The following is a 26,723-nucleotide window of genomic DNA, read 5'->3' on the forward strand; positions in this document are numbered from 1 at the left end:
ATGGAGGAAGTCAAGTTCAGGAGAAGGAAGCCCGCCGTCGAGAGGAAGATCGGGGAGATAGCCGAGAACGACACCCGGGTGGCCGTGATCGGGAAGGCCTTCAAGATAGACAAGATGGACTACACCTTCTGGGTGGACGATGGAACCGGCGTCATACTCGTGGAGAGCGAGGAAAACGTGCTCCCGAAGGAGGGCCAGCTCGTCAGGGTCATCGGGAGGGTCATACGCGACGAGGAGAGCATCCACATCTACGGTGAAGTAGTGCAGGACTTCACAGGGGTTGACCTCGATGCCCTTGAGGAGATAAGGGAGCTTGAGAGAAAGTACCTGCCCCTGATAAAGGCCGCAGCCTCTTTCTTTGGAGGTGAGGAGGAATGAAAAAGCGCCTCCCAGCGAGCAGGGTTTACATAGATGACATCCTCACGGGCTACTACGTGAAAAGTGAGGGCGATCTCGAACCCAACTACCTCATAACCCAGGACGCGAGGAAGGTATACCGCGTAAAGGTCGTGGCCACTGTCGTGAGGGAGCCTTTCCTGAGCGACGACGAGACCTATGGGAGGTTCCAGATAGACGATGGGACCGGGACGATATGGGTTCTCGGCTTCAGGGACGATACGAGGTTCGTGAAGCTCGTGAGCAAGGGCGACATAGTCCAGGTTATAGGGAAGGTCGCGGAATGGCGCGACGACAAGCAGATCCTCGTGGAGGGAGTTTCAAAGGTCCACCCCAACATGATGATCCTCCACCGCTTTGAAACCCTAAAGGAGAAGGCCGAGCACGCCATTAAGGCGAGGACAGCCTTCGACATATACAACCGCTACGGCATAACGGCAAAGGCCAAGGTCATAGCCAAGAACAAGGGCATTGACGAGGATCTCTTAGTGACGATAGACGAGCTGTACGCGATAATGCTCGAACGCAAGGCCTACGAGGAAGAGTTCCCTGAAGAGGAGCTCGAAGCCGCAGAAGAAGTGGAAGAGAACCCAGAGCTTGAGAAGGCCAAGAAAGCCGTTCTCGACCTCCTGAAGGAAAAGGGGAAGCCGCTCTCCCACAAGTTCATAATAAAGAAGCTTTCGAGGGAGGGCTTCGACGAGGAGACCCTTGAGGACGCGATAACGAGGCTGCTCGCAGAGGGGGAGATCTACGAGCCGGAGACTGGCTACTACGAGCCCCTCTGACCTTTGTATTTTATTTCCCCTCAGTACTGCTCCCTCATTGTCCTTATGACCGGGTCGTGAATGAGGGTCGAGGTTATGCTGTCCACCATCCTGAAGAACTCGTCCCTCCCCTTTTCTAAATCCATGTTCTCTATCCTTATCAGCCTGTACTCCTCTCCGAGTATCCACTTCCCGAGGACTATCTTCTCCCTTCCGTCTTTCCTCAGGTCTATCCTGAGGAGGCCATAGGGAATGTCAGCGGTCCACCAGTTGGCCCGGAAGGTCACCCTCCATCCAGCGTCTTTAACCGCCTCCTCAATGTCCCGGAGGGTTCTTCCCGGTCCGTGGGGGGTTTTGAAGGTCACCACAGTCCAGAGGCCTTCCCCTTCAAGTTTCCTGACGAGCTCATCCTTGAAGTTCATCCTATCACCTCACGAGTGCAGCCGTAAGGAACGCCAGTACGGCGAGGAATATGCTGACCTTTAAGAGTATCTGGGAGCGGTGGGCGGTCTTCCTGTCCTGGGAGCGGAGGATTATCAGTGAGGCGTAGAGGATCAGCGCGTCCACTGGCAGCATCGAGTAGTAGCCTAAGCCGACCCCACTTTTTATCGGAAGGAACGATGCTATAACTGTTGCGATGCCAAAGGCAGAACCCACTACCGAGGCCCTCCTCTTTCCGAGGAGTATGGGGAGCGTCCTCGCCCCCTTGAGGGAGTCGCCCTCGAAGTCCTCCACGTCTTTTATCACCTCCCTCGCAACGTTCACGAGGAAGGCGCAGAGGGCGAGGGTTCCGGCGAGCCCTATCCTGCCCACCGCCACCGCACCGTAGAGGGGGGTCGCCCCGGTGAGGGCCGCAACCGCGAGGTTCCCGACGAACGGGAGGGGCTTCAGCTTCCACGCGTACAGCACCATCGTCACGTACGCGAGAACCGCGAGGAGGAAGGCGGGCAGGTTTATTAGGAGGGCGAGTGAGAGGCCCACCGATAGGAGGAAAACTGAGTAGTAGAGAGCAACTCGTCTCTCCATAGCGCCCCGGGGCAGCGGTCTCTCCGGCCGGTTTATCTTGTCTATCTCGTAGTCGAAGTAGTCGTTTATCGTGTTGCCCCCGCCGCAGCCAAGGGCAACCACGAGGAACACGAGGACTGTCCTTAGAAGTCCGGGCAGGTGGCCCACAGCCACCACCGAGCCGAGTATCCCAACCACCCCGGCGAGCGTGCAGTTGTGGGGTCTCGTTATCTCAATGAAGGCCTTCACTTCCATTTGACTCACCTTTGCCCTCAACAGTCTTTTAAAGCTCCTCCCTCCGGATGAGCCCCAACTCCTCTCCCCCCTCGGTGACCCTGATCCTGCCGAAGCGAAGCTCCTCCGCCTTAGAGAGCTCATCTTCTGATAGGGGGGTCAGGATCTCAAGCTTCCCCTCGCTTAGGCGGGGCCACTTTATTATGCCGAGCCCGAGACAGAGGCCGTTCCCATCAATAAAGCCAACGAGAAGGTTGCTCAGTGTTTCAAAATCGACCGCCCTGAGAACCGACCGACTGCAGGGCTTTCTATCTTCCCCTGCCTTCACCACAGTGTAGACCCCATCGGACTCCCACCCCGCGAGGACGACCCAGTCGCAGAGCCTTGAGAGCAGTTCCGCTTCCTCCTTCGTAATGGCCCTCCCAGAGAAGAGGCTGGTTCCGCTGATCCTCATCTCGTGAACGTCCACCTCCACGTACCTCGAAGGGGAGAAGTACTCCCTCCACTTGGCCTTTCTGATCTCCCTCCTCTCTCCAGGGCTATGTCTCTTAGCCCTTGGGCTCCTCTCAAGGACTACGACGTCACTGAAGCGGGCCGCGAGGGCCGCGAGACCGTTGTCATCCCCAACTATTGCAACGACGTCTGGCTTGATGAGCTCCATCTTGAGCCGCTTGAGCTCCGCCCCGGCGCCCCTTACGTAGCCCGTGGTGTCTATCAGGATGTAATCAGCAACCTTAGAGCCGATCTCCCAGAGCCTTCCGACCCCAACAACCATCTCGGCCAGGTGCTGTGAAGGGGTTGTGGTTCCTATGAAGTAGTGGGCTAAGGGTTTGGGTTCAACTGAGCCACTGGACCCATCCACAAGTGCCAGGCTTACCGTTGCTGGAGGGAGCAGGCTCTTCTGGCCTATGTCGCTGTCAACAACGGCTACGGAACGGCCGAGCTCCCAGAGGGATCTCGCCACGAACTTCACTGCCGTGGTCTTTCCGCTGTCCACGTTCCCCACAAACATCACCGTCCCACCATGCAGGGCTGCCAAGCGCTCTACGAGCTCGATCCTATCGCGGGGGACGTCCTCGGTGTAGTCAGCTTTGTTAACCGCCTGCACCCCCTCACCCCAGATATGAAAACCGGACAGCCTTATAAACCTCTCCGTTCCAGCCCTTCATCCGCTTTACAAAACCCAAGGCAAAGGTTTAAAATAGCAAGATAGTAACAGGGATGGGGGTGGGCCAATGCAGAACCAGTTAACCCCAAAGCAGATGAGACTGCTGAGGAAGCTTTACGATGAGGGGAAAACGATAGAGGTTCACACCGTTGAGAAGACGCAGGACGAGCTGGCGGAGGAGCTCGGCATAACAAGGCAGGCCCTGAGCAACCATCTCAAGGTACTCAAGGAGCTCGGCTACATAAGGACGGGAAGGGGTTTCATAGACCTAACGGAGAAGGGCCTTGAGCTGCTCGGCGAAAGGAGGGGAGACGTCTTCGTGTTCGTGCGCATAGAGCCGACGAAGAGGAAGGGGATCTATGAGAGGATAAAGGGCCTAAGGATAAAGAGGGTCTACCGCGTCACCGGCGACGTTGATCTCATCATAGAGGCCGACAAGAGCCAGCTCGACGAAATACTTGAGGAGATAGCCTCCATGGATGGGGTAAAGGAAACCAACACCCACGTTGTCCTCGAAGCGTTCTGATCTTTTAACTTTTGAAAGGCATGTGAAGTCGCCAAGAAACAACCTGCGGAAAGGTTAAGTACATCCTCTCCACCTATATTACAGGTGGTGTCTTTGGCATCGGGTGGGGATCGGGCGAATCAGCTCGTCAACAAGTTCGCGGTTTCCCTAACGAGGGGGAAGATACTCGGGTACGTTACGGACATAAACGTCGAGGTCGAGGGGCCGAAGTTCTTCTTCATCCTCAAGATGAAAGTCGTCGAGAACCTCGGAAAGGGGCAGGGCATATTCTCCAACGAGACAAAGCTCAGGATCGAGCCCAGGGATATCGTGAACGTCGGGCCCGACGTGATAGTCCTCGGCGACGGGCAGGTTCCGCCCCTCAGGGAGATCGAAAGGCTCGTTCAGGTCAGCGAGGAGTACGAGAGCCTCCAGTCACAGCTCAGGGAAAAGGAAAGCCTGATAAAGGAGCTGAAGGAGGAGAACTCGCAGCTGAGGCTCCAGCTCGACGACGCCAACAGGGAGCTGAGGCGCTGTGAGGTCATGAAGGAGGACTTCGAACACCTGAAGGAGCAGATCGTCAGGCAGGAGGGGCAGCTTGAGATGGCGAGGGAGTACATAAAACTCTTGGAGGGCATGAGGCACGATATAGACAGCATGAAAGAACTCCTCGACAAACTCGTCTCGGAGGCCCTCGAGAGTACAGTCAGGGGTGTAATAGACGAGGAATTAAATGCAAGGGGCCTTAAAAAGACGGGCTTCCTCTAATGGGGGCCCTCTTTTCAAGCGGTTGGATGAGAGTGGGGGTTATCGTCCGAAGAGCTCGAGGCACACCCTGCACTCATCGGGATTAAGCTCCGGGTCGATCAGGGCATGGAACCGACAGAAGTAGCCCCTACCAAGCCCGTAGAGTGTTATCTCAACGAGCCGGGCGTGTATCCAGTATTCATCTGGCCTCCTCTCGATTATCTCGGACGCGAGGGAGCGCAGTCTCTCCTCAAGGTCGGGGAATGAAGAGAGCTCAACCAGGGCTCCCCTCTCCTTTCGCAGGTACCGCGAGACCGCCGGCTGGGTTATGTGGAGGAGTTCTGCCACCTCCGCCTGCCTGAGGCCCTTCTCCCTAAGGATTTTAACGAGCCTCCCCCTCAGGGCGGGATAAACGTAGCGTGAGGCGACTTCAAAGGCGCTGGTTCTCATGGTTTTTCATATGACGGGCGGAATATTTAAGGCTTTTCAAGGGCCTTAAGTTCTGCCATCATCTCCCTAAACTTTTCATTGCTCATTCCGATGAGCCTCTTCGCGCCCTTCAGGGTTATCGTCTTCGCGAGGGTTTTCCTCATCATCGGGTTCTCAAGCGGGGAGAAGCCGTACTTCACAAGGATTCTGAGGGACTCCGGATATGCCTTCAGCAGTTTGGCCACATTGGTGTCTTCCGTTATCTCCTCAAGCCTCTCGTCGCACTCCTTGACCTCCATGCTGAGCTCCTTCGAGCTTTCGGTTTTAGTCACTCTCAGCACGAAGAAACCGGCCGCTTCTTTGATCTCGACATCATAGCCCGCTCCCCCAAGCTTGGGCAGTATATCCACGAAGGGTTTGTCGCCGATTACTTCGAGTGTTTCTCCAGTTCCGAGCTTCTCCAGGGCCTCGATTATCATCAAGGCCGGTTGCGGAGCTTTAAGACCGCGCACGTCCAACAGCATCTTTTCCACCGTCCTATTTATGACGCACGGAATATAAACTTTATTGGACAAATTTGTCCAAAAATGCTTATAAGCGCTGCATGACACTCGTCATGAGGTGCAAAAATGACCGAACTGCTCAACACTCGCGAGTACAAAAAGGAGCAGCTCAAGAGGCTTCTACTTAAGATTCACAGGGGAGAAAACGTTGAAACACTCAAAGATGAGTTTAGACAGGTTTTAAGCGGTATATCGCCCCTTGAGATTCCCCTCATGGAACAGGAGCTCGTGAAGGAAGGGATCTCGGCGAAAGACATAGCAAAGATGTGCGATTTACACGTCGAGCTCTTCCGCGAGGCGGTCAAAGGTACTGACGAGCTTGAGGAGAAGGATTTGCCGGACGGCCACCCGCTCAAGACCCTCTATCAGGAGAACAAGGAGATAATGAAAGATGCGGAGATGCTCAACCTCTACGCGAGGACTTTAGCGACTACAAAGGGCGGGCGCATGAGGGAGGAAATCCTCGGCGTCCTTGAGGATATAGTGAAGGATTTGAGAAAGGTCGGTTTCACCCACTACAACCGCGAGGAGATGCTCACATTCCCCTACATCGAGCGGAGAGGTTTAACTGCCATAGCGACCGTCCTCTGGACTAAGCACGACGAGATAAGGTTCATGGTGAGGCACCTCGCCGGCCTTTTGAGGAAGAGGGACGAGATGCCCTGGGAGGAGTTCGTTGAGCGCTTTAAGAACAAGGCAAGCGAAGCTTCCTTCGCTCTCAGCGACATGGTCTTCCGCGAGAACAACATCTACTATCCGACGCTTAGAGCTTTACTCAGCGAGGGCGAGTGGATGGCAATTAGAATGCAGGAGGAAGAGATAGGCTTCTACAAGGTTGACCCGCCGGCCTGGGATCCGGATGATGGCGTCAGGCCGCTTCACCCGTGGGAAATTAACCCGGAACTGAGCGTTGAGGAGCTTTTGAACCTTCCAAAGGAGGTCCAGGAGGCCCTTAAAGGCCAGCCGCTGGAGTTTGATAAAAGCGAACTCAAGCGGGATGGCGACATAGACCTTGGAACGGGCTACGTGGGCGTTGAGGAGCTGAAGGCCATCTTCGAGGCCCTTCCGGTTGATGTGACCTTCATAGACAGGGACGACAGGGTTAGGTTCTTCTCTCCTGGCGAGAGGATATTCGACAGAACCTTTTCCGTCCTCGGAAGGCCCGTCCAGCTCTGCCACCCGCCGAAGAGCGTCCACATCGTGAACAAGATCCTCAAGGCCTTCAAGGAGGGCAGGAAGAAGGAGGCCACCTTTTGGCTCAGGCTTGGAGAGAAGTACGTCTACATCAGATACTTGCCCCTCTTCGACGGGAACGGGGATTATCTCGGGACGCTTGAGATGACGATGGACATCAAACCGTATAAAAGGATAGAGGGAGAAAAGAGGCTGCTCGACTGGAGGGATTGATATGAGGGGAAGCGAAAGGACATTCAGGGGGAGGCTTGAGCGCTTCCAGGAGCTCCTTCAGGAGAACGACATAGACGGGGCCGTCATAAGGACGCTTTCGAGCTTCATCTACTTCACGGGCACGAAGTGGCTCCGCCCGAGCCTTTTGATCCCGGCAGAGGGAGAGCCCGTAGTCTACGTCGTCAAGGGCGAGGCGGAGCTCTTCAGGGAGAGGAGTTGGATAGAGAACGTCGTTGAGTTCCAGCGCGTTGAGGACCTCATGGCTGGAGTAGTGACCTGGATACACACGAACGGCTTCCAGAGGGTCGGCCTTGAGTTCAGTGTGGAGAGGGACTCCTACCTGCTCTTCTACAAGCTGTTCCAGAGGCTCAACCCGACGGTCGAGGTCGTTGATATACTCGACCTGACGATGAGGCTGAGGATGATAAAGGACGACTGGGAACTCAACAACATCAGAAAAGCTGGAAAGATAGCACAGAGGGGCATGGCCGTCGCGGAAGAGGCCATAAAACCTGGGAAGAGCGAGCTTGAGATTGCCGCCGAAGTCCTGAGGGAGCTCATGCTCAGTGGGAGCGAGGACCCAAAGGTCTACGTCTCAACTACTCCACGGGCACACGCAGAGCCCTTCAGAGACCTGAGGGTGAAGGAGAACGGCGTCGTTACGGTGGTCATAGGAACTGACTGGAACCACTACTACGCCAACACCGCGAGGACTTTCGTGGTCGGAGAACCCGGAGAGAGGGTTAGGGATGCCGTAGCAGTTAAGGAAGAGGCCCTCACGCTCGCCCTTGAGGAAACAAGGGTCGGAGTCACGCTCAACGCCGTTGAGAGGAAGCTTGCGGGCTTTTTCAAGGGGAGGGGCTTTGGTGATGCCTACATCGCCGGCTACACACACGGCGTTGGCCTCTTGATAGAAGAACTCCCGATGCCCACCATTGTCGTCCCGACGAGGGCGGCGAAGGTTGAGGAGAACATGGTGCTCAGCATTATCCACGCACCGCTGATGATCCCCGAGGGCGCGATAAAGCACGAGGATACGTACATTGTGAAAAAAGACGGGCTGAAGAGGGCTACATGAGTCTCCCATTCCTCTCCCTCCACCGCAAGCCCAAAATTTTTAAAGGTCGCGGGGTAATCCGGGAGCGCGCGGGGGTTGCCGAGTCTGGTCAAAGGCGCGGGATTTAGGGTCCCGTCCCGCAGGGGTTCGCGGGTTCGAATCCCGTCCCCCGCACCAGCAGTCAATCGATGTCCCTGAGCTTTCTGATCGTTCCGCCCTTTATTCTAACGTACCCCCTCCTCTCAAGTAAGCGGAGGAGCTCCCAGATGAACTCCCTCGACGAGTTTATAACGAGGCTGCCCTTCTCAGTGGGTATCTCAACCGGCAGGGCTCCGGTGAACAGCTTAACGAACCTCTCAGCTTCCACTCTTCCGTTCCCAAGGGCCTTCAACAGCTCCCTCGCCACTATGGCCCTGCTTATCAGACCGAAGTACACCCTGAGCAGCGGGCCCTCTTCAAAGTACTTCCCAGCTATCGTCACTGCCTCGTTTATCCTCCCCATGTCCAGCTCCCCGATGTCGAACTCGTACTCCATCGTTAGATCCGTGAAAACGAACTGCTTGGCCGCTTTCTCAACGGCCTCGGGGTTTTCAACGAGGTCGTAGGGGAACTTGAACTGGAACTTCACCCCCTCCACATCCGCACCATCCTTAAGCCGAACTGTGCCATCGGAGTACTCAATAACACTGGCCCTCATGAGCTGGTCGAGGACTTCGCCGACCCAGGGCCCCTCCGAGAGCAGGGCTTCAACGTTTTCACCGCCCTTGAGGTGCTCCACAACGTGTTCCACGCTCTCCTTAAAGCTGGTGTAGCCTTCCACAAGCCTATCCCTATCCACGCCTTCCATTTTCTCTATCGCGGCTTTTATCCCATCCAGGGTTCCCTCAATAACGTAGCCTATGAAGCTCTCGCTTCCCGCGTGAGTTTTAACCTCGAAGGAGACCCCCTTCTCCCTGAACTCCGCCGACAGCCTTTCCTTGACTTTCTCGCTTTTAGTTACGAGCCTCATAACACCACCGTCGAGAAAAGGCTAAAAAGCCTTATAGACCTTTGGTTCTTGGGTGAAAGGATGGGCGAGAAGCAGTACCTCCTCGATAAAACCTTGGGGAGCTGGAAGGGGAAGAGGATAGCGGTTGGAATAGGAAGCGACGCGAGCTTTTCCGGCGTCTTAGAGGACTTCGACGAGGAAGTGATCCTCCTCAGGGACGTCACGGACTACGCTGGCAACAAGGCGAGGGAGCTGATGGTCAAGATAGACGACCTCAACTGGATAACCCTCCTTTAGGGTGGTAGCATGAGGGCAGTGGCTTTCGTGGGCTTTAAGAAGAGCGGGAAGACAACTACAGTCGAAGCCGTTGCAAAGGTTCTCAGGGAGAGAGGCTACCGGGTCGCGATAGCGAAGAGCATGCATGCGAGCTTTGACAGGGAGAACAGCGACACATGGCGCTTTTCGCGGGTTGCCGACGAGGTGGTGGTGAGGGCTGAGGACACTGATGCACTCCTCTTCAGGGCCAAAGACGTTAACGCCCTCCTCTCAATGGTCTCAGCTGACTTCCTCCTTTTAGAGGGCTTCAAGTCGATCCAGCACGTTCCCAAAGTTATATGTGCGAGGAGCAGGGAAGAGGTTGGGGAGCTCAACGACGGCCTTGCCATAGCGGTCAGCGGGGTCATAGCCGGGAGTGGCATCGAAAAGGTAGACGGCCTCCCGGTTATAGACGGCACGAAGGAGCCGGAGAAGTTAGCAGACCTCGTCGAGAGACGGGCTTTTATGCTCCCCAACATAGACTGCGGTCTCTGCGGCTTCAGCTGCGCTGAGATGGCGAGGATGATAGTTAAGGGCGAGAAAGCCCTGAAGGACTGCGTTGTGCTCAGTTCAAAGCCTAAAGTCACCGTGAAGATAGACGGCCGGGTTCTCCCCATGAGGGACTGGGTTCAGGAGCTCGTTGAGAAGACGGTAAAGGGCATGCTCTCGGCCATGAAAGGTTACCGCGAGGGCAGGAAGATCGAGATTGTGATAAGGGAAGAGTGAATGTTTACTTTTGTAAAGTATTCTGGTCGAGTAATCCGGATGTTTATGCAATATTTTCGCACTTTCTGTTCATATACTGTATAATTTTTTGACTAACCTGGATGTTGTGGGTATCTTTTGGTTAACACCGTTGTAAAACTTTACGACCGCAAAGTATATAACCGGGCACGTGCTTAGAGATGTTCTGAAGTGTCCCTAACGTTACACCCAGGGGGACATGATTGGGGTGAATGAACATGAAGTGGAAAGCCATTGGAATCGTTGCAATTTTGGTTTTTGCACTCGTCGCCAGCGGCTGTCTTGGCGGCGGAGGCACCAGCTCAACAAGTTCCACCTACTCGGGAACCATAACACTCTACACCGGCGGAACCAGCGGTGTTTACTATCCGCTCGGTTCAAAATACGCCGAGCTGCTCAACAAGGCCGGCATTAAGGCCAAGGCAGTGACCAGCGGCGCGAGCGTCTCAAACGCCAAGGCAATCGGAAACGGGGATGCCCAGGCTGCAATAATGCAGAACGACGTTGCCTACTACGCCTACAACGGCCTCTACATGTTCCAGGGCAAAGCCATAAAGAAGCTCCGCGGCGTCGCCGCGCTCTACCCTGAGACGGTTCAGTTCGTTGTTAAAGCAGACAGCAACATAAAGACCCTCCAGGACCTCAAGGGTAAGAAGGTCGCCATAGGTGCCCCTGGAAGCGGAACCGCAGTCGCGGCCGAGCAGATACTCAAGGCAGCGGGCGTTTGGGACAGCATCCAGAAGGTCAACCAGAAGTTCAGCGAGGCCGCCCAGGCCCTCAAGCTCGGCCAGATAGACGCGGCCGTTATAGTCTCGGGCGCACCAACCCCGGCAATCACCCAGATAGCGGTTACGACACCCGTCAGGGTCATCCCGATCCCGGACGACATCCTCAATAAGCTCAAGAGCGAGGGCTACATCTTCTACGTCAGGCAGAACCTCCCGAAGGACACCTACAAGGGAATGACGGAGGACACTCCGACGGTGGCAGTTAAGGCAATTCTCGTTGCCAGCGCGGACCTCCCAGACAGTGTTGTCTACAACATGGCCAAGGTGCTCTTTGACAACGTCGACCAGCTCAGGGCCGTCCACCAGAAGGCCCGCTTCATAAGCCTCAACACAGCCCTCGACGGAATGAGCATTCCGCTCCATCCGGGCGCCTACAAGTACTATCAGGACAAGGGGATAACCGTACCCGACAAGATCAAACCGCCCAGTGGGTGAACGCCTTGCGCAGGGCCTTTCTCTTTCTTTTGTTGGCGGTTTCCGTTCTTCTCGTCTTCCCCGTCAACGCCCTCGTGATTACCGATTCTAACAATTCATACGTGGCTCCCGTGGGGGATCTCTGGATGAGGATAGAGTACAACCACAGCGTTGAGCACAGCGAGGTCATCGAGATCATAGAGGTGAACTCCAGTGGGATGTTCGTGAGGGAGATGCTCTGGAGTGATTTCGGGGCAGGTCTCCCAGAGGACATCCAGGGCCTCAAAGACGGCTACTACTACAAGAAGATCGATCAGCCCCTCGGGAAGAGCCTTGACTACTGGTTCATACCCTTCAACAGGGCTAAAATAAGCGTGAACAACAGGACCGTGCTGACCCCTAAGGGTCCGGAACTCGTCCACATACGGGTTGAGAGATGCCCGCTCCTGCTTGTAATGCTGGGGAGGTGCTAAGAATGAGTGAGATCGTTGAAAAAAACGAAGGAATAAATGTGGAAAAGGTTGAGGAGGTCATAAGCAGGACGAGAAAGCTGCCGCCTTCATTGGAGAGAATCGTGACGATCGCCGCGGTTCTCATCGGTATCTACGAAATCCTCTTCATATTCAACTTCAACGGCGCCTTCTACGACATGCTCTCAAGGGTCGGCATAAAGCTCTCCTTCCTTCTCTACGCACTCCAGAGCGAACAGGGTGAGGCCTTCGTCCTGGCCATGATACTCGTCATAGCTTTCCTCCTCTACCCCCTCAAGCGCTCCAAGAAGTACATGAACAGGGTCAGCTTACTGGATTACACGCTCATAGCTCTAAGTCTGATAGCAATGTTCTACCTGTTCTTCAGGTATCCTGCATACGCGAGAACGGCGGACGTTTACTGGTACGACATTATATTCGGCCTCCTCGCCATAGGGATCGTCCTGGAGGCGACGAGACGCGTGATTGGATGGGTCTTGCCTGCAGTTGTCCTGGTCTTTCTCGTCTACGCCATACATAACGTAGGGTTCAACTGGAAGATGTTCACGGAGCACATGTACTTAGCGAGCGAGGGGCTCTTTGCGACTCCGCTCTACGTCATGACCATCTACGTTTTCGCCTTCATATTCTTCGGGGCGTTCCTGCTGAAGATAGGCATCAGCGACTACATAACCGAGTTCATGATAAGTCTATTCGGTTCAAGGCCCGGTGGGCCCGCAAAGGCCGCCGTCATAGCAAGCGGTCTGATGGGAACGGTGAGCGGGTCGAGCGTGGCAAACGTCCTCACTACTGGGACTTTCACGATACCCCTCATGAAGAAGGCCGGCTACCCGCCGGAGATAGCCGGAGCCGTTGAGCCCGTGTCCTCAACAGGCGGACAGCTGATGCCCCCGATAATGGGCGCTGCAGCATTCATAATGGCCGAGTTCTTGGGCGTCCCCTACAACAAGATCATAATCGCGGCCGTCATCCCGGCGCTCGTTTACTACTCCGGGGTCTATCTCTTCATAGACAGGGAGACCAAGAGGTTAGGTCTTAAGGGCATGCCCAGGGAGCACTTCAAACCGCTCAACTACTTCATCCGGAAGAGCTACATACTCCTTCCGATAGTCGTCATCACGGTCGCCCTCGTCTGGGGAATCCCCGCCCACATCTCGGCAATATCCTCACTCGGAGTTGCCATCTGGGTCGCATGGGTCTCCAAAGATGAGATAAAAGGAAACGAAGCGCTGTACGTTGGAGTGGTGTTACTCGGCACCACACTGATGTTCCTCGGATACGGATGGCAGATCCTCCTCGCGACATCGCTCGTCATGATAGGGCTCGCGGCCGTAAAGAAATGGGCGGAGTTCAACGAGAAGCTCTACATAACCCTGCTCTTCCTGCTCTTCATAGCATTCGGCCAGGCCATCGGGATGAGCAAGGAGAACCTCCTCTTCCTGACGGGAATCTTTGGAATAATATTCTCACTCATAGTCGGCCTCATCTCGAAGAGCCCGGGTGGAAGGAGCATGTACTCAGCCACCTACGAGTCCATGATAGAAGCCGGCAAGACGAGCACAGCTGTTATGCTTGCGGCGGCGAGTGCGGGCCTGATCCAGGGCTCCCTAACGATAACCGGCCTCGCGAACTCCCTCGGTTACAAAATGGCGGCCATCACCGGCGGAAACCTCTGGCTCCTCTTAATAGTCACGATGATATTCAGCCTGATCCTCGGAATGGGCGTTCCAACGACCGCAAACTATATCATAACCTCACTCGTCATGGCGCCCGCGATATACCAGGCGGTGCACAATATAGCCCCCTACAACCAGCTCGTTCCGGGCTTTGGGACGTTCATCGCCCTCTTAGCTGCCCACTTCTTCGTCTTCTACTTCGGGATACTGGCCGATATAACCCCGCCGGTTGCCCTCGCGAGCTATGCGGGTTCAGCGCTTGCCGGCGGCGACTTCTGGAAGACTGCCTTAAACGCGGTCCGCTATGCAGTGGCCGGCTACATAGGGCCCTACATCTACTTCACCCACCCTGAGATGTTCATAATAACGGTTAAGCACTGGACACTCCTGACAACGGGACAAGTCCTCTACGACCTCTTCGGGACACTGCTCGTCATGTACCTGCTCGCCATCTCGTTCACGGGCTGGTTCAGAAAGCACCTGAGGCTTGAGTGGAGGAGCCTTGCCGGACTTGTAGGCATTGTCTCGGCAACGCTCAACCCGATAGCCGTAGGAAGCGGCGTGGCCTTAGTTTTGCTCTTCCGGTTCCTCCCGGAGAAGTGGGTCGTGAGCAGCTGAGGGGTCCATTAACTTTTTAAATTTTCCCAATGATGGATGGGTTGCCGGTGATAGGATGAAGTGGGGGCTGACACTCCACGGCGGAAAGCACCACGGAGAGCACATCGTCTTCGAGGCTGAGAACTCCGATGAGGCAAGGCGAAGAGCCATCCAAGAGATGAAGAAGAGGAACGCAATGGTCTTTGAGCTTGAGATACTTGGCTGAGGCCCTTTTATGTTCTCCATTGCCCGTTTCTGCTCGCTGTTTTTTGTTCATTAGAGCATTTTTAAGGACAGTAAAGCTTTTAAAAAGGAACTCATGTCTATCACTCAAGGTGATACATTGGGGGTGATTGAATGCTGGCGAGAATACTCTACTATCGGGAAAGGGAGATGCCGTGGGAGATCGTAGTACCCGCAAACGATTTCAAGAAGGCCGACAGGATAGCGAGGGAAAGGATGAGGGAGTTCAACGCGGTCTCCTACGAAGTCGAACTCATCTAACGTTCTCTTCTCAATTTATGGTTTGTAAGGGGAATGACGTCTTAAAGCCAGTTCTAAGTCACTCCTGCCACTGAAAGCGTGATTCCATTCTCCTTTTGGAGAAGCTTAGAGCGGGCGCTGTTCTCAAGAAGTGTGGCCCGCCCGTAACCCCCGCCTTCATCCCAGCCAGACGGCAGAATCAGACGGGTTAACCCAGGCGGGCTTGTACCCGGTCTGGGTTTCCCGCGGTCATCGCGCTCCGTAACGCGGAAAGCCCTCCCACGGGGACCTCGCTGAGACCGGGCTGTGGCCCCCGCATCGCCCCCCGGTTCATTCTCCCCGGGGTCCTCGCGCGGGGGCATCGTTAAGTTGGCCAACGTGCTTAAAAAGGAATGGGTGGGGTAGTCCCACAGTGCCGCAGCTAACTGAAAGCGCTCCCCTCAGGCGGGTTGCGAGTGCGAAAGGTTTTTAAACGCTCTCCTTCCCCTAATATCGGGCCCCGGTGGTGTAGCCCGGTCAAACATGCGGGCCTTTCGAGCCCGCGCCCCGGGTTCAAATCCCGGCCGGGGCACCAGAACGGCGTTTCTCTCAGCTATACATCCTTCTATTGTTGAGAGCCGCTCTAAAATGGCGTCTTCAATGAAACGAGACCTGTTATAAGTTGCGCTGTCCAAGAGTTTGAGGACCTCTGGATCCAAAGTAACATGCACTGGAATTCTACGCCTTCTCGGTCTTCTTTGAGGCATGTAACGCACTCTCCAGGCCTCTTTTTGTGTGGCCACACGTGGCCATGTGTAGCCATATAGAAAAGCTTGGCGCCCCAAGGATATAGATGTTGCGGTCATGAGGATCACCACAGCTCGGCGACTTTGCCGATCTCGAACTTCCACATCTTGGCCAGGTTCTCCATTCTCTCAGAGAAGCGGTCGGAGAGTTTGTACATTCCCCTATCCTCGTAAACCATGCCGAGGGCGAGAAGTTTCTTCAAGACCCTGAAGTAGAGGACCTTATCCGCTCCATCAATGCCGAGTGCCTCTTGGTACTCGTCTTTGAAGAGGCCTCCGTTCTTTTTCATGTACTCAACGAGCCTCTTGGCTATTTCGAGGGTTTTGCCCTCGAATAGGAGTTCGAGGGTGCTGGAGGGTGGTTGGTAGACTGGAACTCTTATCTCGATATAGTCTGGAAACTTTCTCCTGCGGGGCATTATACCACCTCTGTTACTTCATTAACAGTGCTTATATTTTTCAGGCGCCAGGACGCTTCGGGAGTTGTGGGGAATAGGTACAGGTGGTGTATATTATGCCGGCTTTTCCAACTAATGAAGTTGGTCATACGGGAAAGGTTCTGGAAAAAGAATGATACTATACAGGGAGTGTTAGTATTCATAAAGTTCTTATACAACTCCTCGAAAGTCTTCATCCGAACCTCAGCCATCACCCGCGCCCCCTTCTATATATTTGCAAGGCTTCTGCGGCAATCAGAATCTTTTCCCGAGCATCCTTCCAGTTCTCAGCCCACACTTCAACATCAAAGCATTCCTCCGTCTCATCCACGCCCTCAAACCCATCCTCTGCTATCACGTCATCCAGATCCATCCACTCACCATCGACCTTACAAATCGTGAACTTGTACCTACGAGGCATCATCCCCTCCCCCCTTTGAGGAGTAGCTCTAAATCCGTCCTGAGTTCCTCCAAACCATCCGAGACGATCAACTCATCCACGTCCAGGATAGCGTAATAATCCCGCTTCTTCCCCTCGTACCGCTTCTCAAACCTCGGCCTAACGTGAAGCACGTCAAACATGATGAACTTCCTGTTCCCGATGTTCACGAAGTAGTACACCGGAATACTGAGCAACTGCGCCAGGCGCCGGATCCTCAAGAATTGATGCCCATTCAGCTCCAACTCGAACCCATTGAACGTTCTCTCGCTCTTGTACTTCAGTTCAAAAGCCGCCCTGAAGTCCTCCCCCCTGTAACGCCCGAACTTATCATAAACCGGCAGGTAGAGGATCGAATCAACGTCCGTCATCCTGTACTGGTTGTTGAAAAGATACTCGATGAGTCGGCTGAACTTCATCCTGTTCCTCCCGTCCCTGACGAGCCGCTCCATGTAATCAAAAGCCGGGTCGTAATAATTCGGCCCGGCCCGAACGTTAGTATAAACCATCTCCGCCCGAGCCGCAACCATCACTCCTCACCCCCAAGGAGGACGGCAATAACATCTCGCATGATGTCCTTCCTGTACGTCCGCTGGAAGGCTTGAACGCGCTTCTTCAGCCCCTTAGCCGCCGCGAGGATTCTCCTGCGCTCCCTCCGCTCGTTCTCCGAGTACAGTTCAAGAGCCGTCTGAAAACTCATGAGAACACCTCCAGAAGGGAGATCTGGAGAGTGGGTTTAACCTCGGGCCTGGAGCGCTCCTCCCCCTCAAGGAGTTTTTTGAGATAGGCAATCTCCTCACTCCAGAACTTGCGCTTTTCCTCCGGAGCTTTTTCAAGAGCCTCTAAGAGGCTCTCTGGCGAGACCGAGAACCCGTAATTCTTCCTGGTCGGGTGCTCGTCCGCGAGGAATTTCACGAGTTCCTCAAAACTCTCAAACTTCTCTGTCTTTCCTGAGTTCGTGTAGCCTGAGAAGAGCCTTTCAACGTCTCTCGCCGAGTAGCCGGTTCCGCGCTTGTACTTCCTGATGACCCAATATGAGTTCCCCTTATGAGAGTACATTCCCAATTCACTTGCAAGGATCCATACTTCGTTAATCTTGTTATTCATGCCCTCACCTCCCTTCTCCTTATCGCGTTCAGAACGTCGCGGAGGGCCGAAGCGTAGCCCTCCCACCACGTCGGATCCTCCCGGCGAAGCTTCGCGCTGAAGGCCTCTTCCTCCGCTTCGCGAATCTCCCGCTCGAGCCACGTGATGAGGTCCGGCACTTCCTCCACCTGCTCAATCACCCTCTCCAGCTTCGCCTTCTCCTGAGCAACCCAACTCCAAAACTCATCCTCCACCTCAGACATCGGCCTTCACCTCCAGCTTCTTCGTTAAGGCGCGCATGGCAACGCGCCGCAGGTTAGAAACGAAAGCCTCATTCCAAGCCGACTCGTGCTCCTCTATCACTGCCAGAACCGCCCTCCTCCTGTCGGCCGGGTCAACCCGTTCAAGGGCCTTCTCCAGCCGCCGGCTCACTTCAGTCTCAACGAACTCCTTGGCCTGCTTGCCCCTCCTCTGCTCAATGAGCCGGGCGTACTCAGCATACGCAATCTCGAGAACAGCAGAGAGGTACTGCTCAGCGGTCTTCCCGCTCTTGAGGGTCTGGACCTGTGGGACAGTCTTAGCGACGGCCTCCCCAACGAGGAGACCCTTCGCGGCCTTGAGTGTGTCCTCACGGTAGAGTTCATAGTCAATCAGCAGAACCGGGCCATCACTCTTTTCAGGGCGCACGAGAACCCAACCCTTGAACTCTGGTGCAGTTCTCTTCGGGTAGAACCTCGTGGCATAGGTGTTCTTCTTGGTCGTCTTGACTTCAAAGGCAAGCTGCATCAGGCGCTTCATCTTCTTCTCGTCCCTCAGGTCGAGGACTTCCGCGCAGAGGTCAGCCCACGAGATGCCTTCCCTCGCGTGCTCGGCGAGAGCGCGGAGAAGCTTGCCCTCGTTGTAGGTATGAGCTGACCTCTCGCCCTTGAGCTCATAGTACTTCTGCTTCCAGGCTTCTGCTTCTTTCTCAGCCCTCTCGCGGGCCTGCCGCTCTTTTTCAAGGGTCTCAAGAAGAGAGGCTTTTTCCCGCTCCAACTGCTTAATGTAGTCCTCTTGATGCTTAACCTTGGCCTTTAGTTCCATCTTATCAGTTTTTCCTTCCGCGAGATCCACAAGCCAAGTAAGAAGCTCGGAGAATGGAACACCAAGCCTTTCTTTGAGAGCGTAGAGTCTATTGTATGTGGATTCTGGAGTAGGTGCCTGAAACTTCTTCAGGTCTTCGCCATATTTCCGTGGCCGTCCAGGGCCTGCTGTGCGTCGCTGGTACTTTCTCCTCGGCATTGATAACACCGTTAGGAACTGTTCATGTGATGAGCCTTCCAGAACTCCCAAAGCTCCCAAACGAACTCACCCCAAGGCTTTCGTCCCTTGGCCTGCTCCATTTCCTCGACTCTCTCAGGCGGAAGGAGGAATTCCACGCGCCGAACGGCATTATACTTCCGAGTTCTCGGCATCTTGGCCACCACCTTATGTGCTATTTGCCTGATTATGTGCAAATTACACATAAACCATACGGAAGGAAAGTTTAAAAGGTTTGTGTGGCTGGAAAAGTTCAGCGTTGGGCAAAACTGTTACCAAGTAATTTTTGGATACATAAATTAGGCCGAAATACTATATACAGTAATAATCTGAGGGTCTCAATTTTGCAACTTTTAAAAGTAATTAAATGTACAAAGATGCAAAGCTCTAAAAACGCTGGATTTTGCCAGAAGAGTGTTACTTTTCTCAGTTAAATCAACTAAAATTTATGTATCCAAAAATTCAACCCTCAAAAAAGAAGCCTTCAGAGAGCAGAAAACATGCCTTATCTCTTTTCTTTTCTCTTCTTTTTCGGGAATTAATATATATATGTATATATTAAACGTCCAAAAAAAGATATTTGAATCTTGCAGACGATGTGAGTTTCTCCAGTTCTTTTGGATCTGTGGTTGATGGATAATAGTCGAGGATAACCACTTCTATACTCTCATTAGTCCCGAGAGTTAAATCTCTGCGAATTCTCTGTGGAATAACAATGTATCCTCTGATTCCAACTCTAACAACCACAAAAGCTTGACCATAAACGTAAATCACTCCCTCTTCTTTGTTAGTTTGTATCTTTCTTATTATGATTTTTAAGTAGTCATCTGGCTCCAGCCTTAATACGTCCTTGATCTGTTTAGGAATACTAACCCTGCCGTCTTTATTCACCTTTGCTTGGAATTTTGCTAGTGGTTCTTTGGTTTCTTTCATTGGCTCACCTCTCTTTCTTGGGTAGGAATGAGAGAAGGTTGACTTTTGGGGGCTCTGGAGGTTTGGCGAATTTTGGTCTAACTCTTCTTTTGGTTGGAGAGAATAGGGCTTTTAGTAGGTCTCCTTCTCTGTATTCTTTGAGCATCCGTTTTTGCTCTGCGTATGGTTGAATTTCTTGGTTCTCTAGAAAGTACTCAGTTTGGTTTATGAGCTCTGCATTGATCCTTAGTGTATTGAGCATGATGTTGTACTCTTTTATTAATAGGATTTCCCTGAGTTTCGGATCTTTTATTAGCTTTGGATGGATGTAGTAGTAAGTATCAAGGTCAAAGAGTCTTGCTTTGTATTCTAAGAGTTCTCCTGGCTTTGTTGGTTTTGGGGATTTATCATCGGGTACTCCTTTTCCTTTGTTACCTCCAACGAGGTTAGCACCTGTTAGGGTAGTCACAGGGTCGGTTCCAGGAGTTAAAGGCAGTTGGGGGCTTGATTGGAATTCTCTGTTGAGGTTAGTGGCATAAATAACAATATCCTCTAGCCGTTCTTTTTCTCTGAATACTTCGAGGAACTGGCGGATTTTACCAATGTTTTGGGGTGAGGGTATGCCACTTTCAAAGTCTATCCAGATGTTAAAATATTCTTTTTTAATGTAATGCTCTGCTAGTTTTACAAGATCTCTCATTCCGAATTTAAGAGAGATAGGTACGAATATTGGCTTGTTGTTCCTGCTATTGAGTTTTTCAACACTCCAATCTACGTATTTGATATAATCTTCTAAATTAGCAATCCGCATGGATTTGTATTTTGGTTTTCCAGTTTCATCTTCTCCCACGCGAATGCTCTTCTTGACTTTCATGTTGGGAACTAAGAGAGCTATCGATGAGTATGCGTAGTAGTATGAAAGAAACCCTGAAAGTTCTTCTAAATCCTTTAAAATTTGAGGTCTAATTGGGTTGAAGCTCAATGTATATGTTAGGATTAAAGGAGATGCCCATCTTTTATATTTGAGAATGCGAGTTATTTTTCCATTCTCGTCTTCATCAAGTAAGGCGTTAACTGTGCTTTCTTGGAGTGTTGACGAGATTTCGTAAAAGAGAGTGTACTCTTCAAGAGCTCTTCTTTGTTCTTCAACTGTTTTCTGTGTTATACTGTTCACATTTAGGACTTTGATTGGTCTATCTATTGAGACACCGCCCAATTTGAATCGTTTAATGTTGAACTCAGAATTTTTGTCAAGGATGGCTTCTTTGATATTGAGAGCGGTTGTCATTGGTTGCACCCCCCAATCTCGTTGAGAGCCTTATCCACTATGAGTGAGTGAACTCTAAATTTAGAATTGTTAATTCTTTCTAAAATATTTACTGCTTCATCCTTGGTGTAGATATGGTATTCACAATAACAGCGGGCAATGAATCCAACTGTTCCGGTCATTTTTGATTTTATTCCTGATAACTTTTTTTCAATGATTCTCCGGGGACCGTCTTCGTCCAATATTAGGATAAAATCCCTTCCTTTTAGATGATATACAATAGCGATACCAATAACCTCGTGTTCTCCCTTTTCAATCTCGTTAATTCCTAAAAATGGCCTCACAATTTCCCCATAATTGAATGATAGGGGCTTTTCTCTGACTTTTGAGAGATCATCTTCAATAAAACGATAGTTTGGAGAATTCTCTATCTCTTTTTCTACCACAGGCCCAATAACAAATTTGAATTTCCTGCTGTTAATTATCTTTCTGAGGCCTTCTGGATGGTTTATGTCATCTAAAAAACAAATATAAAATGTTGAATCGCTTATAATCTCTTTTGTCATAGTGTTGCCTCCAAGAGTTCCTGATATTTGCTTTTACTAATAATGCCTTTTTTATACAATTCATATGCAAGATGCCTCCTACGGGCAGGAGCCATTAAGGAATTGTAGATTGAGGAGTACTTAGTCCAGTCTCTGAAGGTTGAGTATATTAATAGGAGTAGCTCTTCAACGTTTAATTGATCGTACATAAACCTGATAGCTTTTGCTATTGCGAGGAATTCCTTAAAAGATTCCTCATGAGAGTATTCTTTGAGAAGCTTCCTAAAAGCGGCTTTACCTTTTGGTGTTAGGGATATTTCCACAATCATCCTATTCACTAATGGAAGATCCCTAATGTAAAATTCGAATGCCTCTGGATAATATACCGGGTTTTTTAGAGCTTCATTTAAGTCGGGTGAGTATGGGCCATACTTATGCTTCTCAAACTTGATAATCTTTGAAAGGTCTGGAGCCACATTGCGAAGAATAAAGAACTCTTTATGGAGATGCAAATTGGTGGGAACGGGATTATCAACTACTCCAATGAGAAGAATCATGTACTGCTCTACCAACAACTCCCTCTCCTCGGGGGTGAGATCACTCCACGCCATTAACATACCCCCAATGTTCGATAATTTTAGCTTCTTGGTCGGTCATTGGCTCACCTCTATATGATGTCTTTTTGTTGGAGGAGGGTGATGTAGGCCTGGTATGTGAGAGGGCAGTTAATGAGGTCTTCAAACTTTTGGGGATCCTCGAGGTGGAGTTGTTTTTGTATTCTCCTCACTAAGTCGTCTCCGAGTTCTTTTTTGTCTTTGCCTCTGCTGAATACTGTCATTACTCGGGTTTTCTTGCCGTTCACGTAGAGGATGTATTTGGTGTGTTTTCCACCTTCTTTTTTCTGGAATCCTTTTTTGGTGAGGGCTTTTTGGATGTCTTTGGCTTTCATGGGTTCACCTCCACGTGTTGGAGGAGAGCTTCTCGCAATTCTTTGGCTTTGTCATCGAGGAGGTCTTCATCCTCTAACAGGTACTCTTCGATTAGGGCTTCGAAGACTTCTTCGGCGTCTTTTAGTGCTTCGTCAAGGGTTCGCCCGCACCCGTAGAGTTCTAGGTCTGGATTTTCGATGCACCATGTGTTGGTTTTGTGGTTGTACTCGATTTTGAGGGTGATTGGTTTTTTTAGTTTGTAACCGGCGAGCTCTCCGGAGAGTTCTATGGTTTTGAGGTTTGGGAGGATTTTTTTGAGGGTGTTGAGCTCGTGTTTGAGTTCTTCGAGTTCTTTTTCTAGTCTCTCGATGCGGTGAATGATGATTTGGACGCTCTCGCTCATGTGCTCACCTCTGGATTAGTGTTTCATGTTTGTCAATACTGTGCTCTTCCTTAAAAGGTTTGAGAAGTTTTCCCGTGTGTGGGGTTTTTACCCGGGTGTGGTGGAAACTTTTGGCGAAGGCTTTTTATAGTCCGGCGTAATACTTGTTCAGCATTGGCTAAAAACGAGCGGAGGAGGGCCCTGAAATGAGTGAGGATATTCCCTCCATAAATGAGGTAGTCAAGTCAGGGTCTGTTGACAGGGTTCCTAAGATTTATCCAGAGGGAGTTCGTTTTTCTAAGAAGTGGAGGCTCTTTAAGACGGCGTGGGCCGGTGTTGTCCTTATTGTCATATCATTCTTCGTGATTGGATACGCAGCAGCGATGAGTCCTAAGTACTATTGGAAGCCAGTGGATCACTGGTCCAAGTCCTGGACGATAGGCCCTGGAGAGGTGTGGCATAATAGCTGGACGGTTAGAGAGCCTGTGGAAAACGAGCTTTTTGAAATTAACATCTCTGTGGTGGGAGGTAGCAATGACCTTAGGGTTTATGTGGATACCCCTAAAGGCCGGGTAGATTATGGGAAGCTTATCTCGCCGATCCATTTGAGGCTTAATCTCTCAAGGTATGGCCCTGGTGTGTATAAGATTTATTATGATAATAGCTTCAGCGTAATAACTTCGAAGAGGGTTAGCGTGGTCCAAACTGTGTATGTTCTTAAGGAGGACACCAGCGATAAGGATGGCGTATATTTCATAGCTATATTTTTCCTGATAATACCCGGCTTGATTTTGGTGGCGGCGGGGACTCGTAAGGTGGCAACGTTGGTCGTTGAGGATGACATAGTTGAAGCAAAATTGGTCGCATGGAACAAATTGGAATTGAAAGTAAATGGGTATAAACTGGATGAGCGCTTGGATCATGAGGTTAAGTTTAAAGCCGGACAGAATGAGAATCGCGTTGTGAATATTAAGCCAGTTAGAGTCGGTTGGAATGCACGAGGGTGGATATTTTTTGTTGATGGCCAGGAGGTCGGCCGGTTGCCGTGAGAAATCTTTATATATTTTGTTGGTGTATCCTGTGATGAGCCCGCCTGGCATGAAGTCCCGTTGGGGACGGAGTGAGCGGGCCCTTCGAGTGGTGGCCCTGGCAGATCCTCATGAAGCCGGGGATGCACCGTGAGAGGGGCTTTGGCGTCCCGAGAGGGTGCGGGCGATGAGCGACCGTGCCCGATGAAGATGAAAAGGGACGAAGACGATCACTCTTTTTTCTCGACCTCGATTCCGTTGATCTTCATCATCCTCTTTATCTCCCTCCAGAGGGCCTTGAGGAGTATCACGTCCGTCTCAGTGGCCGCGTTCTCGTAGAGCATCTTCATGTAAAACCTCATGTTGTTGTAGATCTCCGTGTTGATTACCCGCTTGAGATCCTCCTCGTGCTGATCCTCACTGTCCTTCGGATTGTTCTTGACCCTTCCGTCGGGCATGTCAACGGTGAACGGGCCCGTCGGTTCCTCAACAACCTCCATGCCCATCACTCCTCGAACTCGCTCTCAAAGTCCGACTTCTTCAACAGGCCCCACGTTAAGCCGCTCGCGTCGTCAATGCTCATGATCTTCCTCTTCCCGCTCCTGTCGTAAATGTCGGCCTTGGTCTTGTTGTAGAGCTTTGCATTGGGGTTGATCTTCAGAGCCAGGTCGGTTGCTTTTGCCACCTGCCTGGCGAGGTTCATGTACGCGGCCCTCCAGGCGTCGCGTGAAGCCTTCATCTCCTTCCAGAGCTCGACCCTTAGAACGTCCCTCTCAAGCGGTAGGGCGATTTCTTCCCCAATGTGATTCACTTCGAAGGCACTGGCATGGATGAGTATCATCTCCTGCCCGAACCAGACCTGGCTCTCGTGGACTCTGATGAGCTTCTGCGGCGGTCTCTTACCGAATATCCTTCCGAGGGAGTACCAGATGCTGTCGAGCCAGTCGGGCGGGCGGACCTGATAGAGTATGACGTACTCGTCGAGGTCCTTGCGCATAGCTATAGGATAGCCTTTGGGCCTCGGCTCTTTGCCGTCAAACCAGACGATAATCTTCTGCTCGAGGTTGTAGATTTGGGCGAGCTGTTCATTTAGCCTTCTCTGCTCTTCAAGCCTCTGGATGACGGCCTTTCGGACTTCTTCCCGGACGCTTTTATTTTCATCCTCTTCGATGGGGGCCACTTCAACCTGGTCGAGAGCTCCAATCTGGACGTTCACCTTCTGCTTTTTCTTCCTAAACCTCTCAAACAACCCCATTTTCACCACCTCACAAGGTCTTAGGAACGCGATACTCAACGCTAAACGTGTATTCACAATCTATCGAGAACTTCCCCTTTCCGCGCCGGGCTTTTCTGATCCTGAAAAGCTCCTGAAGGGAGCGGGGTTTCCTGCCGTTGTCAAAGCGCTCGTCGAGGATCTCCTCTAGGAGTTCAGCGTCTTTCTCTGAGGCCAGCCGGCCCACTACTCCAACGTGGGTGGCTCCTCTCACCAGATCCTTGCTAAGGCCGGAAAGGTACTGCGTGCCTGAGATGAGGGAGATCTCCAGGGAACGGCCTTCGCGGTAGATTTTGTTTATAGCCCTGAGGCCGAGCCTGTGCCTTGCCAGGTTCTGGATCTCATCGGCGATGATGATGACGGGCATGTCGTGCTTGAGGAGGAACTCGTCTGTGACGTAGTTAACCAAGTTGTGGAAGATGACGGCCTCTTCCTCGTCGCTCAGTTTCGAGTTGGCCGAGAAGTCTATCACGTTGATCCTGTCAGGGGTGAGCTTCCTGACGAACTCCTCTTTTGGGTCTTTTGTAAAGAGCCTGTCGCTCTTCAGTTTGGTCATTAGGGTTCTCAGGTTGGCGATCGTCCTGTCGCGGGAGTTCTTCAGGACATCTTCAACGGTCTCGCCCGGCCTCGGCGGGTACTCGTTCCTGATGACTTCCCTCAAGAAGCGGTCGGGGTCTCTGATCCTCTTTTGGCCCCAATAGATGTCGAGGAGGCGCATGTAGTTGGTCTGAGTGTTCACGTACATGAACTTGATAAGGTCCTGAACTTCCAGGCGGTCGTAGCTGAGCTTTCCTTCGACTACTTGAACGTTCCTGCCGTTGTCTTTGGCGATTAGGTCCAGGTCCCTCGTGGGCCGGAAGACTATTCTAGTTGAGGGATAGATGGCCGGCTGGAGCCGGTGCCTCTGGAACTGGTTGTGGTTTGAATCAGCTTTCGTCATCATGGCCTCGACGTTGGGCCAGCCAAAGGCGAAGTCTCCGATCTTCCCGAGGAGGGGTCGTTTTTTGTAGTACTCCTGGAGGTAGCTTTCAATGAAGGGGTATTTCTGCTGGAGGTAGTCGTAGCCAAAGTTCTCGACGATGTAGTTTCTGAAGGTTTCGAGCTTCTTGACTTTTGGTTTGTCATATTTGGCCTCGATCACGATGATTAGGGCCTTTCTTCCGTTCAGCATGAAGTAGTCGTAGAAGGCCTCCGCCAGGGCCCTCATGATGCTGGTTTTCCCGTAGCCGCTTCTGCCGAGGAAGAGGATGTGGTTGGCAAAGCCGGTCTTGTAGGGTAGGAACTGTGGGGCCCTGCTGCCGTCGTCGAGCCTTAGGCCCAAATACGGGCCGTAATAGGCCTGGCGTATGTCGGTTATGGTGTATTGGGCCAGTTTCTCTGGACTGAGTCTTTTTTGCAGTTTTGCGAGGTAGTCCTCGGGAACCCACCATGAGCGTGCGGTACTCTCCACTATCTCAAACCTCCTTCTCGTTTGTTCTTAACAAAAAATTATACCTCCACTGCACACTTTCTAGGGGCCATTAGCAGGCCCTGTTCTTCCAATAGAGCTCGTTCCTTCGTGTGCAGTTAC

General features: G+C 52.1%; 37 protein-coding genes and 2 tRNA genes. 16 read left to right on the forward strand and 23 right to left on the reverse strand.

Going from position 1 to position 26,723, the window contains the following annotated elements; genetic code table 11:
* Positions 1–378: a replication protein RepA gene (locus MVB78_RS06125; RefSeq protein WP_297489311.1), complete on the forward strand. Its 378-nt coding sequence runs from the start codon at positions 1–3 to the stop codon at positions 376–378.
* Positions 375–1,181, forward strand: a complete 807-nt coding sequence (locus tag MVB78_RS06130) for an OB-fold nucleic acid binding domain-containing protein (protein WP_297489314.1) — start codon at positions 375–377, stop codon at positions 1,179–1,181. Before MVB78_RS06125 ends, MVB78_RS06130 begins: the two co-directional genes overlap by 4 nt.
* A 20-nt stretch (positions 1,182–1,201) precedes the next feature.
* Here MVB78_RS06130 and MVB78_RS06135 read toward each other — a convergent pair whose 3' ends face one another.
* From MVB78_RS06135 to MVB78_RS06145, 3 genes are read right to left on the reverse strand one after another with little or no spacing between them, the layout of a single operon-like run.
* Complete coding sequence (locus MVB78_RS06135; protein WP_297489318.1) at positions 1,202–1,582, reverse strand: ribonucleoside-triphosphate reductase; 381 nt, start codon at positions 1,580–1,582, stop codon at positions 1,202–1,204.
* Positions 1,583–1,586: 4 nt separating this feature from the next.
* Positions 1,587–2,420, reverse strand: a complete 834-nt coding sequence (locus MVB78_RS06140) for a geranylgeranylglycerol-phosphate geranylgeranyltransferase (RefSeq protein WP_297489322.1) — start codon at positions 2,418–2,420, stop codon at positions 1,587–1,589.
* 28 nt (positions 2,421–2,448) lie between these two features.
* The gene (locus MVB78_RS06145) at positions 2,449–3,507 is read right to left on the reverse strand and encodes a Clp1/GlmU family protein (protein WP_297489324.1); all 1,059 of its coding nucleotides are present in this window, start codon (positions 3,505–3,507) and stop codon (positions 2,449–2,451) included.
* 127 nt (positions 3,508–3,634) lie between these two features.
* On the opposite strand from MVB78_RS06145, the gene MVB78_RS06150 reads away from it, so the two are divergent.
* Positions 3,635–4,093: an Lrp/AsnC family transcriptional regulator gene (locus MVB78_RS06150; RefSeq protein ID WP_297489327.1), complete on the forward strand. Its 459-nt coding sequence runs from the start codon at positions 3,635–3,637 to the stop codon at positions 4,091–4,093.
* Positions 4,094–4,186: 93 nt separating this feature from the next.
* Complete coding sequence (locus tag MVB78_RS06155) at positions 4,187–4,840, forward strand: hypothetical protein (RefSeq protein ID WP_297489478.1); 654 nt, start codon at positions 4,187–4,189, stop codon at positions 4,838–4,840.
* 39 nt (positions 4,841–4,879) lie between these two features.
* Here the strand turns inward: MVB78_RS06155 and MVB78_RS06160 are convergent, their stop codons facing one another.
* Both MVB78_RS06160 and MVB78_RS06165 read right to left on the reverse strand, forming a co-directional pair.
* The gene (locus MVB78_RS06160) at positions 4,880–5,269 is read right to left on the reverse strand and encodes a transcriptional regulator (protein ID WP_297489330.1); all 390 of its coding nucleotides are present in this window, start codon (positions 5,267–5,269) and stop codon (positions 4,880–4,882) included.
* Positions 5,270–5,295: 26 nt separating this feature from the next.
* A complete protein-coding gene (locus MVB78_RS06165; protein WP_297489481.1) occupies positions 5,296–5,772 on the reverse strand; it encodes a DUF1858 domain-containing protein in 477 nt (158 codons plus the stop codon).
* Positions 5,773–5,877: 105 nt separating this feature from the next.
* Between MVB78_RS06165 and MVB78_RS06170 the strand changes: the two genes are divergently transcribed.
* The 3 genes from MVB78_RS06170 (at position 5,878) to MVB78_RS06180 (ending at position 8,452) form a co-directional block, all read left to right on the forward strand.
* Positions 5,878–7,218 carry a DUF438 domain-containing protein gene (locus MVB78_RS06170; RefSeq protein ID WP_297489333.1) on the forward strand — a complete coding sequence of 447 codons (1,341 nt, stop codon included), beginning with the start codon at positions 5,878–5,880 and terminating at the stop codon, positions 7,216–7,218.
* A 1-nt stretch (position 7,219) separates the two neighbouring features.
* The gene (locus tag MVB78_RS06175) at positions 7,220–8,296 is read left to right on the forward strand and encodes a Xaa-Pro peptidase family protein (RefSeq protein WP_297489336.1); all 1,077 of its coding nucleotides are present in this window, start codon (positions 7,220–7,222) and stop codon (positions 8,294–8,296) included.
* A 68-nt stretch (positions 8,297–8,364) separates the two neighbouring features.
* A tRNA-Leu gene (locus tag MVB78_RS06180) sits at positions 8,365–8,452 on the forward strand.
* Between the two features lie 4 nt (positions 8,453–8,456).
* Here MVB78_RS06180 and MVB78_RS06185 read toward each other — a convergent pair.
* Entirely contained in the window at positions 8,457–9,284 is an 828-nt protein-coding gene (locus tag MVB78_RS06185) for a hypothetical protein (RefSeq protein ID WP_297489339.1), read from the reverse strand.
* 60 nt (positions 9,285–9,344) lie between these two features.
* Here MVB78_RS06185 and MVB78_RS06190 point away from each other — a divergent pair, with 60 nt between their 5' ends.
* From MVB78_RS06190 to MVB78_RS06225, 8 genes are all read left to right on the forward strand, one after another.
* Entirely contained in the window at positions 9,345–9,560 is a 216-nt protein-coding gene (locus MVB78_RS06190; protein WP_297489342.1) for an LSm family protein, read from the forward strand.
* Between the two features lie 9 nt (positions 9,561–9,569).
* Positions 9,570–10,304: a molybdopterin-guanine dinucleotide biosynthesis protein MobB gene (locus tag MVB78_RS06195; RefSeq protein ID WP_297489344.1), complete on the forward strand. Its 735-nt coding sequence runs from the start codon at positions 9,570–9,572 to the stop codon at positions 10,302–10,304.
* Between the two features lie 236 nt (positions 10,305–10,540).
* Positions 10,541–11,545: a TAXI family TRAP transporter solute-binding subunit gene (locus MVB78_RS06200; RefSeq protein WP_297489348.1), complete on the forward strand. Its 1,005-nt coding sequence runs from the start codon at positions 10,541–10,543 to the stop codon at positions 11,543–11,545.
* Positions 11,542–11,997 (forward strand): DUF1850 domain-containing protein, encoded by a 456-nt coding sequence (locus MVB78_RS06205; RefSeq protein WP_297489352.1) that lies wholly within the window; start codon positions 11,542–11,544, stop codon positions 11,995–11,997. The genes MVB78_RS06200 and MVB78_RS06205 overlap by 4 nt, the downstream gene beginning before the upstream one ends.
* Positions 11,998–11,999: 2 nt before the next feature.
* The gene (locus tag MVB78_RS06210; protein WP_297489355.1) at positions 12,000–14,309 is read left to right on the forward strand and encodes a TRAP transporter fused permease subunit; all 2,310 of its coding nucleotides are present in this window, start codon (positions 12,000–12,002) and stop codon (positions 14,307–14,309) included.
* Positions 14,310–14,364: 55 nt separating this feature from the next.
* The gene (locus tag MVB78_RS06215) at positions 14,365–14,514 is read left to right on the forward strand and encodes a hypothetical protein (protein ID WP_297489358.1); all 150 of its coding nucleotides are present in this window, start codon (positions 14,365–14,367) and stop codon (positions 14,512–14,514) included.
* Positions 14,515–14,645: 131 nt separating this feature from the next.
* Positions 14,646–14,792, forward strand: coding sequence for a hypothetical protein (locus tag MVB78_RS06220; RefSeq protein ID WP_297489361.1), 147 nt, complete (start codon positions 14,646–14,648; stop codon positions 14,790–14,792).
* A 475-nt stretch (positions 14,793–15,267) separates the two neighbouring features.
* Positions 15,268–15,345 (forward strand) — tRNA-Glu (locus MVB78_RS06225).
* A gap of 276 nt (positions 15,346–15,621) precedes the next feature.
* Here MVB78_RS06225 and MVB78_RS06230 read toward each other — a convergent pair.
* The 14 genes from MVB78_RS06230 to MVB78_RS06295 all read right to left on the reverse strand — a co-directional run bounded on the left by MVB78_RS06230 (position 15,622) and on the right by MVB78_RS06295 (position 22,873).
* Positions 15,622–15,975, reverse strand: coding sequence for a hypothetical protein (locus MVB78_RS06230; protein WP_297489364.1), 354 nt, complete (start codon positions 15,973–15,975; stop codon positions 15,622–15,624).
* Positions 15,976–16,204: 229 nt separating this feature from the next.
* Positions 16,205–16,366 carry a hypothetical protein gene (locus tag MVB78_RS06235; protein WP_297489366.1) on the reverse strand — a complete coding sequence of 54 codons (162 nt, stop codon included), beginning with the start codon at positions 16,364–16,366 and terminating at the stop codon, positions 16,205–16,207.
* A 47-nt stretch (positions 16,367–16,413) separates the two neighbouring features.
* Complete coding sequence (locus MVB78_RS06240) at positions 16,414–16,962, reverse strand: hypothetical protein (RefSeq protein ID WP_297489369.1); 549 nt, start codon at positions 16,960–16,962, stop codon at positions 16,414–16,416.
* Complete coding sequence (locus MVB78_RS06245; RefSeq protein WP_297489372.1) at positions 16,962–17,132, reverse strand: hypothetical protein; 171 nt, start codon at positions 17,130–17,132, stop codon at positions 16,962–16,964. Before MVB78_RS06245 ends, MVB78_RS06240 begins: the two co-directional genes overlap by 1 nt.
* Positions 17,129–17,539, reverse strand: coding sequence for a hypothetical protein (locus MVB78_RS06250; protein ID WP_297489375.1), 411 nt, complete (start codon positions 17,537–17,539; stop codon positions 17,129–17,131). Before MVB78_RS06250 ends, MVB78_RS06245 begins: the two co-directional genes overlap by 4 nt.
* Positions 17,536–17,781: a hypothetical protein gene (locus tag MVB78_RS06255; protein ID WP_297489378.1), complete on the reverse strand. Its 246-nt coding sequence runs from the start codon at positions 17,779–17,781 to the stop codon at positions 17,536–17,538. The genes MVB78_RS06250 and MVB78_RS06255 overlap by 4 nt, the downstream gene beginning before the upstream one ends.
* On the reverse strand, positions 17,774–18,799 hold the full coding sequence (locus MVB78_RS06260) for a hypothetical protein (protein ID WP_297489381.1): 1,026 nt from the start codon (positions 18,797–18,799) through the stop codon (positions 17,774–17,776). The genes MVB78_RS06255 and MVB78_RS06260 overlap by 8 nt, the downstream gene beginning before the upstream one ends.
* Before the next feature lie 11 nt (positions 18,800–18,810).
* The gene (locus MVB78_RS06265; protein WP_297489384.1) at positions 18,811–18,981 is read right to left on the reverse strand and encodes a hypothetical protein; all 171 of its coding nucleotides are present in this window, start codon (positions 18,979–18,981) and stop codon (positions 18,811–18,813) included.
* A 394-nt stretch (positions 18,982–19,375) separates the two neighbouring features.
* On the reverse strand, positions 19,376–19,750 hold the full coding sequence (locus MVB78_RS06270; RefSeq protein ID WP_297489387.1) for an AbrB family transcriptional regulator: 375 nt from the start codon (positions 19,748–19,750) through the stop codon (positions 19,376–19,378).
* 4 nt (positions 19,751–19,754) lie between these two features.
* Positions 19,755–21,017, reverse strand: a complete 1,263-nt coding sequence (locus MVB78_RS06275) for a hypothetical protein (RefSeq protein WP_297489390.1) — start codon at positions 21,015–21,017, stop codon at positions 19,755–19,757.
* Entirely contained in the window at positions 21,014–21,562 is a 549-nt protein-coding gene (locus tag MVB78_RS06280) for a hypothetical protein (RefSeq protein WP_297489392.1), read from the reverse strand. The genes MVB78_RS06275 and MVB78_RS06280 overlap by 4 nt, the downstream gene beginning before the upstream one ends.
* Positions 21,559–22,152, reverse strand: a complete 594-nt coding sequence (locus MVB78_RS06285; RefSeq protein WP_297489394.1) for a hypothetical protein — start codon at positions 22,150–22,152, stop codon at positions 21,559–21,561. The genes MVB78_RS06280 and MVB78_RS06285 overlap by 4 nt, the downstream gene beginning before the upstream one ends.
* A 56-nt stretch (positions 22,153–22,208) precedes the next feature.
* Positions 22,209–22,490: a type II toxin-antitoxin system HicA family toxin gene (locus tag MVB78_RS06290; protein ID WP_297489397.1), complete on the reverse strand. Its 282-nt coding sequence runs from the start codon at positions 22,488–22,490 to the stop codon at positions 22,209–22,211.
* Positions 22,487–22,873 carry a hypothetical protein gene (locus MVB78_RS06295; RefSeq protein WP_297489400.1) on the reverse strand — a complete coding sequence of 129 codons (387 nt, stop codon included), beginning with the start codon at positions 22,871–22,873 and terminating at the stop codon, positions 22,487–22,489. Before MVB78_RS06295 ends, MVB78_RS06290 begins: the two co-directional genes overlap by 4 nt.
* Before the next feature lie 185 nt (positions 22,874–23,058).
* On the opposite strand from MVB78_RS06295, the gene MVB78_RS06300 reads away from it, so the two are divergent.
* Positions 23,059–23,901, forward strand: a complete 843-nt coding sequence (locus tag MVB78_RS06300; protein ID WP_297489402.1) for a hypothetical protein — start codon at positions 23,059–23,061, stop codon at positions 23,899–23,901.
* 209 nt (positions 23,902–24,110) lie between these two features.
* Here the strand turns inward: MVB78_RS06300 and MVB78_RS06305 are convergent, their stop codons facing one another.
* The 3 genes from MVB78_RS06305 to MVB78_RS06315 are packed head-to-tail and all read right to left on the reverse strand — an operon-like array spanning position 24,111 to position 26,603.
* Positions 24,111–24,386, reverse strand: a complete 276-nt coding sequence (locus MVB78_RS06305; RefSeq protein ID WP_297489405.1) for a hypothetical protein — start codon at positions 24,384–24,386, stop codon at positions 24,111–24,113.
* A complete protein-coding gene (locus tag MVB78_RS06310; RefSeq protein WP_297489409.1) occupies positions 24,386–25,135 on the reverse strand; it encodes a hypothetical protein in 750 nt (249 codons plus the stop codon). Before MVB78_RS06310 ends, MVB78_RS06305 begins: the two co-directional genes overlap by 1 nt.
* Before the next feature lie 10 nt (positions 25,136–25,145).
* Positions 25,146–26,603: a hypothetical protein gene (locus MVB78_RS06315; RefSeq protein WP_297489413.1), complete on the reverse strand. Its 1,458-nt coding sequence runs from the start codon at positions 26,601–26,603 to the stop codon at positions 25,146–25,148.
* Positions 26,604–26,723: the final 120 nt, after the last annotated feature.

This window comes from Thermococcus sp. (assembly GCF_026991495.1).
Taxonomy (GTDB): Archaea; Methanobacteriota_B; Thermococci; order Thermococcales; family Thermococcaceae; genus Thermococcus.